This is a genomic window from Amycolatopsis sp. (genome assembly GCF_035546795.1).
Classification (GTDB): Bacteria; Actinomycetota; Actinomycetes; order Mycobacteriales; family Pseudonocardiaceae; genus Amycolatopsis_E.
The window spans coordinates 183,877-198,455 of record NZ_DASZWC010000004.1 but is presented as its reverse complement, the minus strand read 5'-3'; the positions used below and the strand labels follow the sequence as shown (position 1 = coordinate 198,455).

The following is a 14,579-nucleotide window of genomic DNA, read 5'->3' as shown; positions in this document are numbered from 1 at the left end:
TGCGCGGGCGGGCGCTGTGTGCGTGAGGTGTGGACCAGCGCGTGGTGTGGATGGGCCGCAACTACGCCCACTCGCGAGTGGCTGGGATCTGCTCGCGCACAGCGCTCGCCGATCTTGTCCGCCGGCGCTATCGGCGGTGTTGGGGCGGGCGGCCCAGGGAATCGGATGCTTTGCACCAGACGCATTTGGGTTTACCGGTGTTTGCGCAAGAACACATGGGTTGTTGCCTCCGTCGACGGGTGAACTGAAGAAAATCGCGGGAGCGCGGCGCGACGTTACGGGGGATAGGCCGAACGAGGGACCCCCCGGTGCGAGCCACGGCTGGTTTTCCGGCCGTGGCAAGGAATCGCCGGCGAGCTGTTGCCGGTCACGGCCCGGCTTGCGTTGGCGCAACCGGTGCGGAGTCTGCTTGCATTGGACGTATGAGCAGGCTGGTGCACGTAGGACAGGTCGTGGTCGACGTCCTGCTGCGCCTGCCGGAGTTGCCGGGGCCGGGCGGGGACGTGCTGGCCACCGACAGCCGGATAGCGGTCGGCGGCGGGCTTACGGTGCTGTCCACCGCGGTGCGTCAAGGCCTTCCGGCCGCGTACGCCGGAATGCACGGCACCGGGCCGATGGCCGACCTCGCACGCGAGGCGTTGCGGGGCGCCGGGGCCGAGCTGCTGCAGCCGCGGTATCCGGGGGAGGACACCGGATTCACCGTCGTGATGGTGGAGAGCGACGGCGAGCGCACGTTCGCCACGTCCGTCGGCGCGGAGGGGGAGCTGGGGCCCGCCGAGCTGGCGCGGCTGGCTCTCCGGCCGGACGATTTCGTGTACGTCTCCGGACTGTGCCTGGTCCAGCCGCGCAACGGCCCGGCGCTGGCCGAATGGCTGTCCACTGTGGACGTTCCGGTGATCGTCGACCCCGGCCCGCTCGTCGCGGACATTCCGGCGGACGTGCTCGATCCCGTGCTGGCGCGCGCTGACTGGTGGAGCTGCAACGAGTCCGAAGGCATCCTGCTCACCGGCGAAGCCGAGCCGGCGGCCGCGCTCGCCGCGCGTACCGGCGGGGTGATCGTGCGGATGGGCCCGGAAGGCTGTGTGCTCGCGGCGGACGGGGAAGTGCGCTGGATCCCCGGCTACCCCGTGAAGGCGTTCGGCAGCAGCGGTGACGTGCACGTCGGCGCCTTCGCGGCGGCGCTGGCCGCGGGCGAGTCACCGGAAGCGTCCGTGGCACGGGCGAACGCGGTCGCTGCGCTCACGCTCACCCGCCACGGCGCCGCGCCCGCCGCCGAAGAGGTCGACGCTTTCCTTGCCGCGCAGCACTGAGCGCTACTTCCCGAACCCGGCGGTCAGCCCGGTCACCAGCTGCCGCCGGCCCAGGATGTAGAGCGCCAGCACCGGGATCGTGGACAGCACCAAAGCCGCCAGCACCGCCGGGATGTTCACCCGGAACTGCCCCTGGAAAGCCCACAACGCCATCGGCAGCACCCGCTGGTCCGAGCTTTGCGTGAGGATCAGCGGGAACAGGAAACCGTTCCACACGTTGAGCCCGTCGTACACCGCGACGGTGATCACCGCCGGCCGCACCATCGGCAGCACCAGGCTGATCAGCATCCGCCAGTGCCCGGCCCCGTCCACCCGCATCGACTCGAACAGCTCGTTCGGCACGTCGCGCAGGAAGTTCGCGAGGATCACCACCGACAGCGGGATCGCGAACGCCACCGACGGCAGGATCATCGCGAGCAGGGTGTCGTACAGGCACCCGGGTGATCAGGTAGTAGATCGGGATGATGGTGGCCTGCAAGGGAATCGCGAGTCCGAGCAGGAACGCCTTGTACGTGAAGCCGGAGAACGTCGTGCGCGAGCGCACCACGTAGTAGGCGGCCATCAGCGACACGGCGACGGTGATGGCCACCGTCCCGAGCGTGACGACCATGCTGTTGAGGAAGTACCGCAGGAAGTCGTTCCGCAGCACCAGCGCGTAGTTGTCCAGCGTCGGGTTCGACGGCGGGGCGAGCGGGTTGGCGTCGTAGAACCCCTGCTGGCCGCGCAGGCTCGTCACGACGATGTAGTACACCGGCACGATCACCACGGCGAGCCAGCTGAAACTGGCGATCCCACCGGGCAGGTTGGGACGAGTACGCGACATCAGGCCCCCTCCAGCTGACTGCCTCGCTGGAACGACGTGAGCCGGGACAGGCCGAGCGAAAGCGCGAGCCCCGCGACCACCAGCAGCACCGCGAGCGTGGTCGCCCGGCCCATGTCGTTGTTGGAGAAACCGTTGAGGTACATGTCCAGCGGCAGGAACCGGGTGGCGTTGCCCGGCCCGCCGCCGGTGAGCACGAACACGAGGTCGAAGTAGGTCAGCGAACCGACCAGCATCAGCGTGCACGACGTCAGGATCGTGTAGCGCAGCTGCGGCAGGGTGATGTGGAAGAACTGCCGCACCCGCCCGGCGCCGTCGAGCTGGGCCGCTTCGTAGAGCTGCTTCGGGATCTGCCGTACCCCGGCCTGGTACAGCAGCGTGTGGAACGGCACGAACTGCCAGGCGATCACGAAGATCACCACGTACAGCGCCAGCGCCGGGTCACCGAGCCAGTCCTGGCCCAGCGCGCTCCAGTCGAACGCCCTGCTCATCCCGAAGTTCGGGTCGAGCAGGGCCTTGAACGCGATCGCGATCGCCGCCGAGGACAGCAGCATCGGCAGGAAGTACAGCACGCCCAGCATCGCCCGGTACCTCCCGCGCCCGGCGACGAACACGCCGAGCAGCAGGGAAACCGGGGTCTGGAACAGGCAGCTGAACACCATCACCTGCACGCTGAGCCACACCGCGTGCCAGGTCGCCGGGTCGGCCAGCGCGGCCGCCCAGTTGCCGAACCCGGTCCACGCCGGGTCCCCGATGCCGTCCCATTTCATCAGGCTCAGCACCACCACCCCGCCGAGCGGCAGCAGGGCGAAGACGCCGAAGAACGCCAGCGCGGGAATCGCCATGAGCGGATGCGGGCCGCTGCGGTACCGCGCCGGCCCGGGCGCGGGCTCGGTGGCCACCCGCGGGTCGACGGCGATCGCCTGCGCTTCCATCATTTACCGATCGTGTCGTTCATGTTGGCCGAGAACTGTTGTGGCGTGACCTGCTTGAGGAACAGCTGGTCCAGGTTGTCGAGCAGCGTGTCGGCCTGTCCCGGCGAGAGCGCCTGGTCCCAGGAGAGCTGGAAGTTCGGTGCGTTCTGAGCCATGTTGTACACATAGGACAGATAGGCCGGGTCCTGCGCCTTGGCCAGTTTCGTCTCGATCCCGTTGACCGGTGGCACCGAGCCGTTCGCCAGCAGACTGTCCACATAGGAATCGCTCATCACGTTCCCCCGCAGGTACTTCACCGCCGCCTGCTTCTCGGAGTCGCTCGCGGTGGCCGAGACCGACCAGTAGTTCGCCGGGTTGCCGACGATGTCCGCCGCGTCACCCTTGCCGCCGGTGACCGTGGGGAACGGGACGTAGCCGAGCTTCCCGAGGCTTCGTTGACGGTCCGCCAGGGCTGCCCGATTCGTGAGGACGACCGCTCGGGTTTCACGGAAGCCGTTGCGGCAGCGGAGGAATCCGAGGTGTGTATAGCGGTGGTGGGCGACCGCGCCGGCATGTTCGGCGAGGGCACCTCCGGTGAGGGCTGTGACGCGGCGGACCTGAGCCTGCCCGGAGTGCAGGACGAACTGCTCGTGGCACTGCGTGCCACGGGGACGCGGCTGGTGATCGTGGTGGTCTCCGGCCGCCCGTATGCGCTGGGCGAGCATCCCGCCGCCGCGCTGGTGCAAGCGTTCATGCCGGGGGAGGAGGGCGGCGGCGCGCTGGCCGGGGTGCTGTCCGGGCGGGTCAACCCGTCGGGCAGGCTGCCGGTGCAGGTGCCGTGCTCGGTCGGTGGTTCGCCCGGGACGTACCTGCACGCGCCGCTGGGCGGCAACAGCGCGGGGATCAGCAATCTGGACCCGTCGCCGCTGTTCCCCTTCGGCCACGGGCTCGCCTACACGTCCTACGAGTACAGCGACTTTTCCTTGAGCGCCAGCGAAATCCCGACCGACGGGCAGCTGACCGCCGCGGTCACCGTCCGCGACACCGGCGACCGGGCCGGGGAGGAGACCGTCCAGCTGTACCTGCACGACGTCGCCGCGCAGGTGACCCGGTCGGTGCTGGAGCTGGCCGGGTTCACCCGCGTCGCGCTTTCACCCGGGGAGGCGGCCCGCGTGACCTTCACCGTGCACGCCGACCGCACCGGTTTCACCGGGCTCGACCTCACGCGCATCGTCGAACCCGGCACGGTGGAGGTGTTCGCCGGCCCGTCTTCGGCGGACCTGCCGTGCTCGGGCTCGTTCGAGCTGACCGGGCCGGTGCGGCGGCTGGGTCACGACCGCGTGCTGGACACCCCGGTGGAGATCCGCTCGATTTCCCCGGCCAGCGACTGAATCTCGTCCTCGGTGTTGTAGTAGTGCACCGAGGCGCGCACGAGTTCGGGCAGGCCGCGGCCGGTGAAGTCGTACTGCGCCGAGCCGCGGGAGGCCACCGAGGTGTTGATCTTCGCTCGCGCGAGCAGCTCCTTGACCTCCGGCGCCGGGAGGTCCGCGAGGGAGAACGTGACGATCCCGCATTTGCGGCGGCCGACGTCGTGCACCGTGACGCCGGGCAGTTCGGACAGGCTCGACCTGAGCTTGGCCGCGAGCTCGGTGACACGCGCCTCGATCGCGGGCAGGCCCACCTCCAACGCGTAGTCCACGGCCGAGCCGAGCCCGAGCGTCAGCGCGAAGCTGCGCTCCCAGACCTCGAACCGCTTCGCCGAGTCGACCACCTCGTACCTGTCCGGCGCTGTCCACGACGCCGAATGCAGGTCGAGCATGGCCGGTTCGAGCCGCTCCCGCAGGCGCGGGTGCACATACAGGAAGCCGGTGCCGCGCGGGCCACGCAGGTACTTGCGGCCGGTGCCGGTGAGCGCGTCGCACTTCAGGCGCGTGACGTCCAGATCCAGCTGCCCGGCGGACTGGCACGCGTCGAGCAGGAACGGGATCCCCGCCTGCTCGGCTACGGCGCCGACCTCCTCCGCCGGGTTGACCAGGCCGCCCTGGGTGGGCACGTGGCTGATCGAGATGAGCTTGACCCGCGAGTCGATCCGCCGCTGCAGGTCCGCCACGTCCAGCTGGCCGGACTCGTCGTCGTCCACCACCACGATCTCGGCCCCGGACTGCAGGTACGCGATGGCGTTGCTCGCGTACTCGGCGCGGCAGGTGAGGATCTTGTCGCCCGGCTTGAACTCGAGCGCGTAGAAGATCGCCTGCCACGACCGCGTCGCGTTGTCGGTCAGCGCGATGTCTTCGCTGTTCGCGTTGAACAACCTGGCGAGCGACGCGTAGACGCCGTCGATCCGGTCACTGGCCGCGGCGGCCGCTTCGTACCCGCCGGTCACCGCTTCGTGGCGGAGGTAGGCGATCACGGTGTCGACCACCACGGTGGGCGGCAGCGCCGAACCGGCGTTGTTGAAGTGGATGACCTCGGCACAGCCCGGGGTGTCGTCCCGCAGCAGGCGCACATCTTCGGCTCGCATGGTCCCGACAGTAGAGAAGATCACCTACGGTCCGCTAGCGCAGTGAACGTCCGAATTGTTCCCCGACCAAAGTAGGGACTGCGCGGGAAATTCTTGCCCCAGGGGTGAAACGGCGGTTAGTAAATCTCTCAGGAGTGACTCCCCCACTCCATTCCGTAAAGGAGAATCACAATGAGTCGGAGACGCCGGCTACTAGTTCTCGTTTCCGGTGCCGCGCTCGCGTTCGCCACGGCCTCGGTCCCCGCCGTGGCGGCGAGCACCAACGCGGCAGCCCACGTCCTCTCCCACGCCCACAACGCCTCCTACTCCTCGAACTGGTCCGGCTACGCCGAAACGGGCAGCGGCTACACGTCGGCGCAGGCGACCTGGACCGTGCCCTCGGTCTCCGCGACGAGCAACTCCACCTACTCCTCGGCCTGGGTCGGCATCGACGGTGACGGCAACTCGAATCTGATCCAGACCGGCACCGAATCCGATTACACCAACGGGCACGCGGAATATTCCGCGTGGTGGGAAATCCTGCCCGCGTACTCGGTCACCATTTCCGGAATCACCATTTCGCCGGGCGACTCGATCACCGCTTCGGTGGCCAAATCGAGCGGGTCCAAATGGGTGATCTCGCTCAAGGACAACAGCACCGGCAAATCCTGGTCGGCCACCAAGACCTACACCGGGCCGGGCCAGTCCGCCGAGTACGTGCAGGAAGCGCCGACGGTGAACGGCTCGCAGGCCGCCGTGGCGCACTTCTCGACCTTCTCCTTCAGCGGGCTGACCGTGAACGGGGCGAACCCGGGCCTGGTCAGCTCGGAGAAGATCATCCTGCGGCAGAACGGCATCAACTACTCGACCCCGTCCGACCCGAACTCCGCGGGCAACGGGTTCTCGGTGTCCTACACCGGCTGACGAGCGGACCGCCCGTGGTGCTCGGCGAGACGCCGGTCACCACGGGCGGCGGTCCCACGAAGAACGCAGCGAGCGCGTCCGCATCCATCTTTGGCGCGATTTCCCGGCGCGCTGCCCCTCCTCGCCTCGACCGGGCACTGTGGCGTGGTGCCCGCGTAACCGTTGGCCCAGAACACATTCACCGGTCGACAAAGCCGCCCCGGCACGTCTGCGCGAAACTGTCGGTGCCCCGGGCTAGGCTGGCGGCTCAGGGTTGTGGTGGTACCGCTCAAGGGGAGGTTTTCGCCGGTGTCGAACGATTCCTTCGTTCACCTGCATGTGCACACCGAGTACTCGATGCTCGACGGTGCGGCGAAGATCGCTCCGCTCTTCGCGGAGGCCAAACGGCTGGAGATGCCGGCGGTCGGGATGACCGACCACGGCAACATGTACGGCGCCGACCAGTTCTACCAGGAAGCGAAGAAGGCCGGCCTGAAGCCGATCATCGGCATCGAGGCCTACATCGCGCCAGAGTCGCGGTTCCACAAGAAGCCGGTGTTCTGGGGCCAGTCCAACCAGCGCGGTGCCGACGAGTACGGCGAGGGCGGTGACGTTTCCGGTGGTGGCGCGTACACGCATATGACGATGCTGGCGGAGAACGCCACCGGCCTGCGGAACCTGTTCAAGCTCTCGTCGGTGGCGTCGATGCAGGGCTACTACCGCAAGCCCCGGATGGACCGCGAGCTGATCGCGGAGAACGCCGCCGGCATCATCGCGACCACCGGCTGCCCCTCGGGCGAGGTGCAGACCCGGTTGCGGCTGGGGCAGAAAGAGGCCGCGATCCAGGCGGCGTCGGACTACAAGGACATCTTCGGGGCGGACAACTTCTTCCTCGAGCTGATGGACCACGGGCTGCCGATCGAGCGCTCGGTGCGTGAGGGCCTGCTGGAGATCGGCAAGCTGCTCGACCTGAAGCCGTTGGCCACCAACGATTCGCACTACGTCACCAAGGACCAGGCGGACAACCACTCGGCGTTGCTGTGCGTGCAGGCCGGCAAGACGCTGAACGACCCGAACCGGTTCAAGTTCGACGGCGACGGCTACTACCTGAAGTCCGCCGCGGAGATGCGCGAGTACTGGGACACCGAGGTCCCGGGCGCGGCCGACACCACGCTGATGATCGCCGAGCGCGTCGAAAGCTACGAGGACGTCTACACCCACAAGGACCGCATGCCGGTCTTCGAAGTGCCCGAGGGGCATGACGAGGCCAGCTGGCTGCGCGCCGAGGTCCAGCGCGGTATGAAGTGGCGGTTCCCGCAGGGCGCGCCCGAGGGTTACGACGAGCGCATCGAGAAGGAACTGGAAGTCATCATCGGGAAGGGCTTTCCGGCGTACTTCCTGGTCGTCGCCGACCTCATCAACCACGCGCGCGAGGTGGGCATCCGGGTCGGCCCCGGCCGTGGTTCCGCCGCCGGTTCGCTGGTCGCGTATGTCCTCGGTATCACAAACCTGGACCCGATCCCGCAGAAGCTGCTGTTCGAGCGGTTCCTCAACCCCGAGCGCGTCTCGATGCCCGATATCGACATCGACTTCGACGACCGCCGTCGCGGCGAGATGGTCCGATACGCCACCGAGAAGTACGGCGCCGACCGCGTCGCGCAGGTGATCACTTTCGGCACCATCAAGACCAAGGCCGCGATCAAGGACTCCGCGCGCGTGCACTTCGGCCAGCCCGGCTACGCGATCGCGGACAGGATCTCCAAGGCGCTGCCCCCGCCGATCATGGCGAAGGACATCCCGCTGTCCGGCATCGTCAACCCGCAGCACGAGCGGTACGGCGAGGCCGCGGAGGTGCGGTCGCTGATCGAGACCGACGAAGAGGTCGGCACGATCTTCAACACCGCGCGCGGGTTGGAGGGCCTGATCCGCAACGCGGGTGTGCACGCCTGCGCGGTGATCATGTCCAGCGAGCCGCTGATGGACGCGATCCCGTTGTGGCAGCGGGACGACGGCTCGGTCATCACCGGCTGGGACTACCCCTCGTGTGAAGCCATCGGCCTGTTGAAGATGGACTTCCTCGGCCTGCGGAACCTGACCGTCATCGGCGACGCGATCGACAACATCAAGGCCAACCGCGGCGGCGACGTCGATCTCGACACCCTGGGCGTGGACGACCCGGAGACGTACAAACTGCTTTCCCGTGGTGACACGCTCGGCGTGTTCCAGCTGGACGGCGGCCCGATGCGGGACCTGCTGCGCCGTATGCAGCCGACGGTCTTCGACGACATCGTCGCGGTCGGCGCGCTGTACCGCCCCGGCCCGATGGGGATGAACGCGCACAACGACTACGCCGACCGCAAGAACGGGCGGCAGCAGGTCAAGCCGATTCACCCCGAGCTGGAAGAGCCCCTGAAGGAGATCCTGGCCGACACCTACGGCCTGATCGTCTATCAGGAACAGATCATGCACATCGCGCAGAAGGTCGCCGGCTACACGATGGGCCGAGCGGATGTGCTCCGCCGCGCGATGGGTAAGAAGAAGAAGGAGGTTCTCGACAAGGAGTTCGAGGGCTTCCACGCCGGGATGAGGTCGAACGGCTTCTCCGACGAGGCCATCCAGGCGCTGTGGGACACGATCCTCCCGTTCGCCGGTTACGCATTCAACAAGAGCCACGCCGCCGCGTACGGCCTGGTCTCCTACTGGACGGCGTACCTGAAGGCGAACTACCCCGCTGAGTACATGGCCGCGTTGCTGACCTCGGTCGGTGACAACAAGGACAAGTCGGCTGTGTACCTCTCGGAGTGCCGCCGGCTCGGGATCAAGGTGCTCCCGCCCGACGTCAACGAGTCGGGCCAGCGCTTCGCCGCCGTCGGGGACGACATCCGCTTCGGCATGGGCGCGGTCCGCAACGTGGGCGCGAACGTGGTCGAGTCGATCATCAAGACGCGCAACGAAAAGGGCAAGTACTCGTCGTTCACGGACTTCCTGGACAAGTCCGAGCTGGTGGCCTGCAACAAGCGGGTGATCGAATCGCTGATCAAGGCCGGCGCTTTCGACTCGCTCGGCAACACCCGCCTGTCGATGATCGGCGTGCACGAGGACGCGGTCGATGCGGTCGTGCCGTTGAAGCGGCAGGAGGCGATGGGCCAGTTCGACCTCTTCGGCTTCGGCGGTGAAGAGGATGCCGAGCCCGCTCCGTCGTCGTCACCGTTGGCGCATCTGAAGTTCACCGAGGACGAGTGGCCTCGCAAGCAGTTGCTTTCCTACGAACGGGAAATGCTGGGCCTGTACGTGTCGGCACACCCGCTGGACGGCGCCGAGCGGATCCTGCGCAAGCACGCACCGCGCCCGATCGCGGCGATCCTGGACAACCCGCCGAAGGAAGGCGAGCTGATCGTCTCCGGCTTGATCACCTCACTCGAGCGGCGAGTGAACAAAAAAGGCGAGCCCTGGGCGATTTGCACCGTGGAGGACATGGATGCCTCGCTGGAGGTGCTGTTCTTCCCCAAGTCCTACGCGATGTTCTCGGCGGATCTGATCGAAGACAACGCCGTGCTGGTGAAGGGCCGGGTCAACTGGCGGGAGGACAAGATGTCCGTCTTCGGCGGTGGCCTGGTGCCCTTGGACCTCTCCGAAATCGGCAACGGCGAGGATGACCCGCCACTGATGCTGAACTGCTCCGCCGAGCGCTTGGACAAGAGCGTGGTCGGTGAGCTGAAGCAGACCCTGCTCGCGCACAAGGGCGATACTCCCGTACGCCTCAAACTGATCGGCCGCCAGAACGAGACGGTCTTCGCGCTGTACGACTACCCGGTCAAGGTGACGTCGATGCTGATGGGCGAGCTGAAAGGCATCCCCGGCATCACCGCCGGCACCTAGCCACGGCGGCATACCCACGGCGCCGCAGCTGGCCAGTCGAACGCAACGGCACCACCGCCCCGGCCAGGCCCCTCCCCGCACCGATCCCAAGCCGCACCCGCGGTTCCCGAGTCGAGTCGAGGCATCTTTCCCGCCTTGACACGGCGCCGGAACCGCCAACACTCACACATCGGAGCGGGGAGGGGCCCCAAAGCGCGGCCACGCGCGCCCGTTGCTGCCGCAACCCGCACCGCTCCTCTCCCGCGCGCCCCGCTCCGCCCCGCTCCGCCCGTCCCGCTCCGCCCCGCTCCGCCCGTCCCGCCCCGCTCCGCCCGCTCCGCCCGCCGCGCTCCGGCCTGCCCGCTCCGCTCCGCTCTGCCCGCCGCGCTCCGCTCTGCCCGCGCGCTCCGGCCCCGCCCCGCGCGCTCCCACCCCTCCCGCACCGCAATGCGCCCCATCCACCCAAAAGCCGCCCCAAAAAATGCTTACCGTCGCTAACCGAGTGAGGATGGAAGTGTGACGGATAGCGAATACCAGCCCGACCCGCTCCGTTGGAAGGCGCTGGCGGTCACGCTCGCCGCCGGGTTCATGGGGCTGCTCGACGTCAGCATCGTGAACGTGGCCCTGCCGTCCATCCAGAAGGGGATCGGCGCGGACGCGGGGACGGCGCAGTGGGTGGTGTCCGGTTACGCGCTCACGTTCGGGCTCGTGCTGGTTTCGGGTGGCCGGCTCGGTGACGCGCTGGGCAGGCGGCGGATGTTCCTGATCGCGCTGGCGGCGTTTGTTGCGACCAGTGCGCTGGCGGGGGCCGCCATGAACGACGTGTGGCTGGTCGTGGCGCGGCTGCTGCAGGGTTCTGCGGCGGGCATGCTCACGCCGCAGAACTCGGGGCTGATCCAGGAGCTGTTCCGTGGCGCGGAAAGGGCGAAGGCGTTCGGGATCTTCGGGGCGGTGGTCGGGATTTCGACGGCGGTCGGGCCGGTGCTGGGCGGGGTGATTCTGGCGCTGTTCGGGGAGCAGAACGGCTGGCGCTGGGTGTTCTACGTGAACGTGCCGATCGGGGTGGTCGCGTTCGCGCTGGCGATGAAGCTGGTGCCCGGCAGACCGGGCCGGCGGTTCAGTCTTCGGCACGAGATCGATTTCGTCGGCATCGGGTTGCTGGGCCTGACTGTGCTCGGCGTACTGCTGCCACTCGTGGAGTCCGAGCAGGACGGCCTGGCCAGGCTCTGGTGGCTGTTCCCGGTCGCGGTCGCCTTCGGGGTGGCCTTCGTGTTGTGGGAGCGCCGGGTGGTGCGGGTGGCGCGGTCGCCGTTGATTGATATCCGGTTGTTCACCTCGACTCCCGGCTACGGCTCGGGTGCGGCGCTCGGTGCCGTCTACTTTTGCGGGTTCGCCGGGATCTGGCTGGTTTTCGCGATCTTTTTCCAGCAGGGCCTGGGTTATTCGCCGCTGCAGTCGGGATTGTCCGTGACGCCCTTCGCGATCGGCTCGGCGATCGCGGCCGCGGTGGCGGGGCGGCTGGTGCCGCGCTGGGGGCGGCGGCTCACCGTGACCGGGCTGTCCCTCGTCGCGCTCGGTTTGCTCACGGTGGCGCTGCTCGCGTGGCTGCTGCCGAACACCGAACACCTCGGCCTGTTCCTCATCGCGCCGTTGCTGGTCGGCGGGATCGGCGGGGGCATGGTGATCTCGCCGAACACGACGCTCACCCTCGAATGCGTGCCGACGAGGATGGCGGGGGTCGCTGGTGGCGCTCTGCAAACAGGGCAGCGGATCGGGACCGCGATCGGCACCGCCGTATTGGCCGGAGTGTTGCGTTCCGTAGTCGCAGCGACACATGGTGAGTTCACTACGGGGTTGGCGGTGGCCATGCTGTGCGCCGTCGGGTTTGTGCTGGTGGCACTGATTCTCGGGATCGGGGAGCTGCGGGCGCGCCGTGCGCGGGCCTCGGGTGATCAACTACAGCACGTCACGATGGCTGCTCCATCTGAGTGATCGTCAGCCCATTTGGCTGGTGCTACGGAGAGCAACCGGGTAAATGTTGTCTCGCCTTCACCATGAGGGATTCGCTAGGGATGTGGCGGTTCGGCTCGCGGTCCGGGGATGGGACCACGAGGCGAACGAGCCGTAGCCGCTCCGAACTGGTTTCGAGCCGGAGACATCGCTCATTCCTGATGCCCGTCGTCGGCGTCTGCGGGGGACCGTTCGGCGCGGGATCGAAGGCAGGTGCCCGGGTGGGCCTCGCGAGGGGGAGTCGGGCCCACCCGGGTCACGTACATGGTGGGATGACGGACATCCGGACGAGGGGAGAGAGCCGAGATGTCCGTGGAGCCCGCGCGCGTGCGCAGGTGGTACCGGCCCATGTCCGCCCGCGACAGGGGCGAGCGGCATCGTGCGTCGACCCCGCTCGAGCTGCTGTTCGACCTGTGTTTCGTGGTGGCGGTGAGCCAGGCGGCGGGGCAGCTGCACCATTCGCTCACCGAACACGAGATCGGCCACGGGATCATCACTTTCCTCGTGGTGTTCTTCGCGGTCTGGTGGGGCTGGGTGAACTTCAGCTGGTTCGCGTCGGCCTTCGACACCGACGACGTGCCCTACCGGCTGGCCACGTTCGTGCAGATCGCCGGTGCGCTGGTGGTCGCGGCCGGGGTGCCCGCGGCCTGGCACAACGACCTCACCACGATCGTCGCCGGGTACGTGCTGATGCGGCTGGCGATGGTGGCTCAGTGGCTGCGCGCGGCGCGCACGGCTCCGGCGCATCACGCCACCGCGCTGCGCTTCGCGCTGGGCATCACGATCGTGCAGGTCGGCTGGGTGCTGCGGCTTTTCGTGCCGGAATCCTGGTTCCTGCCCAGTTTCCTGCTGCTCGCACTGGCCGAGATCCTGGTGCCGTTGTGGGCGGAACGGCCGGCCGCCACCACCTGGCATCCCGAGCACATCGCCGAGCGGTACGGCCTGTTCACGCTCATCGTGCTCGGTGAATCCGTGCTCGCCGCGACCACCGCGATCGAGGAGGGGCTGAGCAGCGGGCACGGCGTCGGCAGGCTGATCGCGATCGCCGCTGCCGGGCTGGTGATCGTCTTTTCCTTGTGGTGGCTGTATTTCGACCAGCCGGGGCACCGGCGGCTGGCCCAGTTCCGCAACGGGTTCGTCTGGGGCTACGGGCACTACCTGATCTTCGCCTCCGCCGCGGCCGTCGGGGTCGGGCTCGAGGTGGCGATCGAGCCGGGCGGACTCGGCGAAGTCGGCGCGGCACTGACGCTGACCGTGCCGGTGGCGGTGTACCTGCTGAGTGTGTGGCTGCTGCACGTCGGGCCGCGCAACGAGTGCCGCCCGATCGCCATCGCGTACCCGCTCGCCGTGGTGCTCGTGCTGGGCACGTCGTTCCTGACCGGCGGTACCTACCTCGCGGCGCTCGTCACCGCCGCGCTGGTGGTGACGAACGTGCTCGCCAAGCAGGGCGACACAAGCGAGGTCTAGCCGAGCTGCCGTTTCAGGCCACGATCGCCGGAAGCACCTCGCCGAGCGGTTCGCGCAGCACGACATCCGCCACGTCGTCGTAAGGCGTCTCGGATGCGTTGCACACCACGACGTTCGCCTCCGCGGCCGCCGAGATCCCGACCAGGCCGGCGGCGGGGTGCACGGTCAGCGAACTGCCGACGGCCAGCATCAGGTCACAGCTCAATGCCGCGAGCCGGGCGCGGTCGAGCACTCCGGCGTCCAGCGGCTGACCGAACGAGATCGTCGCGGACTTGAGAACTCCGCCGCACACCAAGCATTCCGGGTCGGCCTCGCCCGCGCGCACCCGGTCCAGGGTCTCCTGCATGTCGCGCCGATCGTCGCAGGACAGGCAGATGGTGTCGGCGATCGTCCCGTGCAGCTCGACGACCTTGGCCGGATCCGAACCCGCCTGCTGGTGCAAACCGTCGATGTTCTGGGTGAGCAACGTGTCCAGCCGTCCGGAACGCTCCAGGCTCACCAGCGCCCCGATGCGCGGCGTTCGGCTTCGCCCGCCACGCCGGGTGGTCCAGCCGCGCCTGCCAGGACTTCTCCCGGACCTCGCGGCTGCTCACGTACTCGTCGATGTGCGACTGCTTCTCCGCGGCCGGGTTCTGTGTCCACACGCCCTGCGGGCCACGGAAGTCCGGGATGCCCGACTCCGTCGACACCCCCGCGCCGGACAGCACCACGATCCGGCTCGCGTCCCGCAGCAGCTGCCGGGCCGTCTCCACCTCGCTCATACCCCCATCATGACAATGCGGGGCGCCCCGCACGGA

Annotated in this window: 8 protein-coding genes and 3 pseudogenes; 6 read left to right on the top strand and 5 right to left on the bottom strand. The window is 68.2% G+C overall.

The window, feature by feature from the left end:
* Window positions 1-422 precede the first annotated feature (422 nt).
* Window positions 423-1,310 carry a PfkB family carbohydrate kinase gene (locus tag VHD82_RS06125; RefSeq protein ID WP_325697876.1) on the top strand — a complete coding sequence of 296 codons (888 nt, stop codon included), beginning with the start codon at window positions 423-425 and terminating at the stop codon, window positions 1,308-1,310.
* A 3-nt stretch (window positions 1,311-1,313) separates the two neighbouring features.
* On the opposite strand, the pseudogene VHD82_RS06120 reads toward VHD82_RS06125, so the two are convergent.
* The 3 genes and pseudogenes from VHD82_RS06120 to VHD82_RS06110 all read right to left on the bottom strand — a co-directional run bounded on the left by VHD82_RS06120 (window position 1,314) and on the right by VHD82_RS06110 (window position 3,361).
* A pseudogene (locus VHD82_RS06120) lies at window positions 1,314-2,133 on the bottom strand (carbohydrate ABC transporter permease).
* A complete protein-coding gene (locus VHD82_RS06115; protein ID WP_325698010.1) occupies window positions 2,133-3,065 on the bottom strand; it encodes a sugar ABC transporter permease in 933 nt (310 codons plus the stop codon). The pseudogene VHD82_RS06120 and the gene VHD82_RS06115 overlap by 1 nt, the downstream one beginning before the upstream one ends.
* Window positions 3,065-3,361 carry a hypothetical protein gene (locus VHD82_RS06110; protein WP_325698014.1) on the bottom strand — a complete coding sequence of 99 codons (297 nt, stop codon included), beginning with the start codon at window positions 3,359-3,361 and terminating at the stop codon, window positions 3,065-3,067. Before VHD82_RS06110 ends, VHD82_RS06115 begins: the two co-directional genes overlap by 1 nt.
* A 117-nt stretch (window positions 3,362-3,478) precedes the next feature.
* Between VHD82_RS06110 and VHD82_RS06105 the strand changes: the two are divergent.
* Window positions 3,479-4,435, top strand: a pseudogene (locus VHD82_RS06105) (glycoside hydrolase family 3 C-terminal domain-containing protein); the annotation flags it as partial.
* On the opposite strand, the gene VHD82_RS06100 reads toward VHD82_RS06105, so the two are convergent.
* Complete coding sequence (locus VHD82_RS06100; RefSeq protein WP_325697874.1) at window positions 4,375-5,565, bottom strand: aminotransferase class V-fold PLP-dependent enzyme; 1,191 nt, start codon at window positions 5,563-5,565, stop codon at window positions 4,375-4,377. The pseudogene VHD82_RS06105 and the gene VHD82_RS06100 sit on opposite strands and share 61 nt — an antisense overlap.
* Window positions 5,566-5,736: 171 nt before the next feature.
* Here VHD82_RS06100 and VHD82_RS06095 point away from each other — a divergent pair, with 171 nt between their 5' ends.
* The 4 genes from VHD82_RS06095 (at window position 5,737) to VHD82_RS06080 (ending at window position 13,782) form a co-directional block, all read left to right on the top strand.
* Window positions 5,737-6,468 carry a G1 family glutamic endopeptidase gene (locus VHD82_RS06095; protein ID WP_325697872.1) on the top strand — a complete coding sequence of 244 codons (732 nt, stop codon included), beginning with the start codon at window positions 5,737-5,739 and terminating at the stop codon, window positions 6,466-6,468.
* 288 nt (window positions 6,469-6,756) lie between these two features.
* Window positions 6,757-10,326 (top strand): DNA polymerase III subunit alpha, encoded by a 3,570-nt coding sequence (gene dnaE / locus VHD82_RS06090; protein ID WP_325697870.1) that lies wholly within the window; start codon window positions 6,757-6,759, stop codon window positions 10,324-10,326.
* A 495-nt stretch (window positions 10,327-10,821) separates the two neighbouring features.
* Window positions 10,822-12,297: an MFS transporter gene (locus VHD82_RS06085; RefSeq protein WP_325697868.1), complete on the top strand. Its 1,476-nt coding sequence runs from the start codon at window positions 10,822-10,824 to the stop codon at window positions 12,295-12,297.
* A gap of 324 nt (window positions 12,298-12,621) precedes the next feature.
* On the top strand, window positions 12,622-13,782 hold the full coding sequence (locus tag VHD82_RS06080) for a low temperature requirement protein A (protein ID WP_325697866.1): 1,161 nt from the start codon (window positions 12,622-12,624) through the stop codon (window positions 13,780-13,782).
* A gap of 13 nt (window positions 13,783-13,795) precedes the next feature.
* Here the strand turns inward: VHD82_RS06080 and VHD82_RS06075 are convergent.
* Window positions 13,796-14,543: pseudogene (locus tag VHD82_RS06075) on the bottom strand (SIR2 family NAD-dependent protein deacylase).
* Window positions 14,544-14,579: the final 36 nt, after the last annotated feature.

What these genes read in the sequence shown, in the direction of transcription:
- VHD82_RS06115 (WP_325698010.1), bottom strand. Translation starts at nt 3,065, where the DNA reads ATGGAAGCGCAGGCGATCGCCGTCGACCCGCGGGTGGCCACCGAGCCC.
- VHD82_RS06125 (WP_325697876.1), top strand. Translation starts at nt 423, where the DNA reads ATGAGCAGGCTGGTGCACGTAGGACAGGTCGTGGTCGACGTCCTGCTG.
- VHD82_RS06100 (WP_325697874.1), bottom strand. Translation starts at nt 5,565, where the DNA reads ATGCGAGCCGAAGATGTGCGCCTGCTGCGGGACGACACCCCGGGCTGT.
- VHD82_RS06095 (WP_325697872.1), top strand. Translation starts at nt 5,737, where the DNA reads ATGAGTCGGAGACGCCGGCTACTAGTTCTCGTTTCCGGTGCCGCGCTC.
- VHD82_RS06080 (WP_325697866.1), top strand. Translation starts at nt 12,622, where the DNA reads ATGTCCGTGGAGCCCGCGCGCGTGCGCAGGTGGTACCGGCCCATGTCC.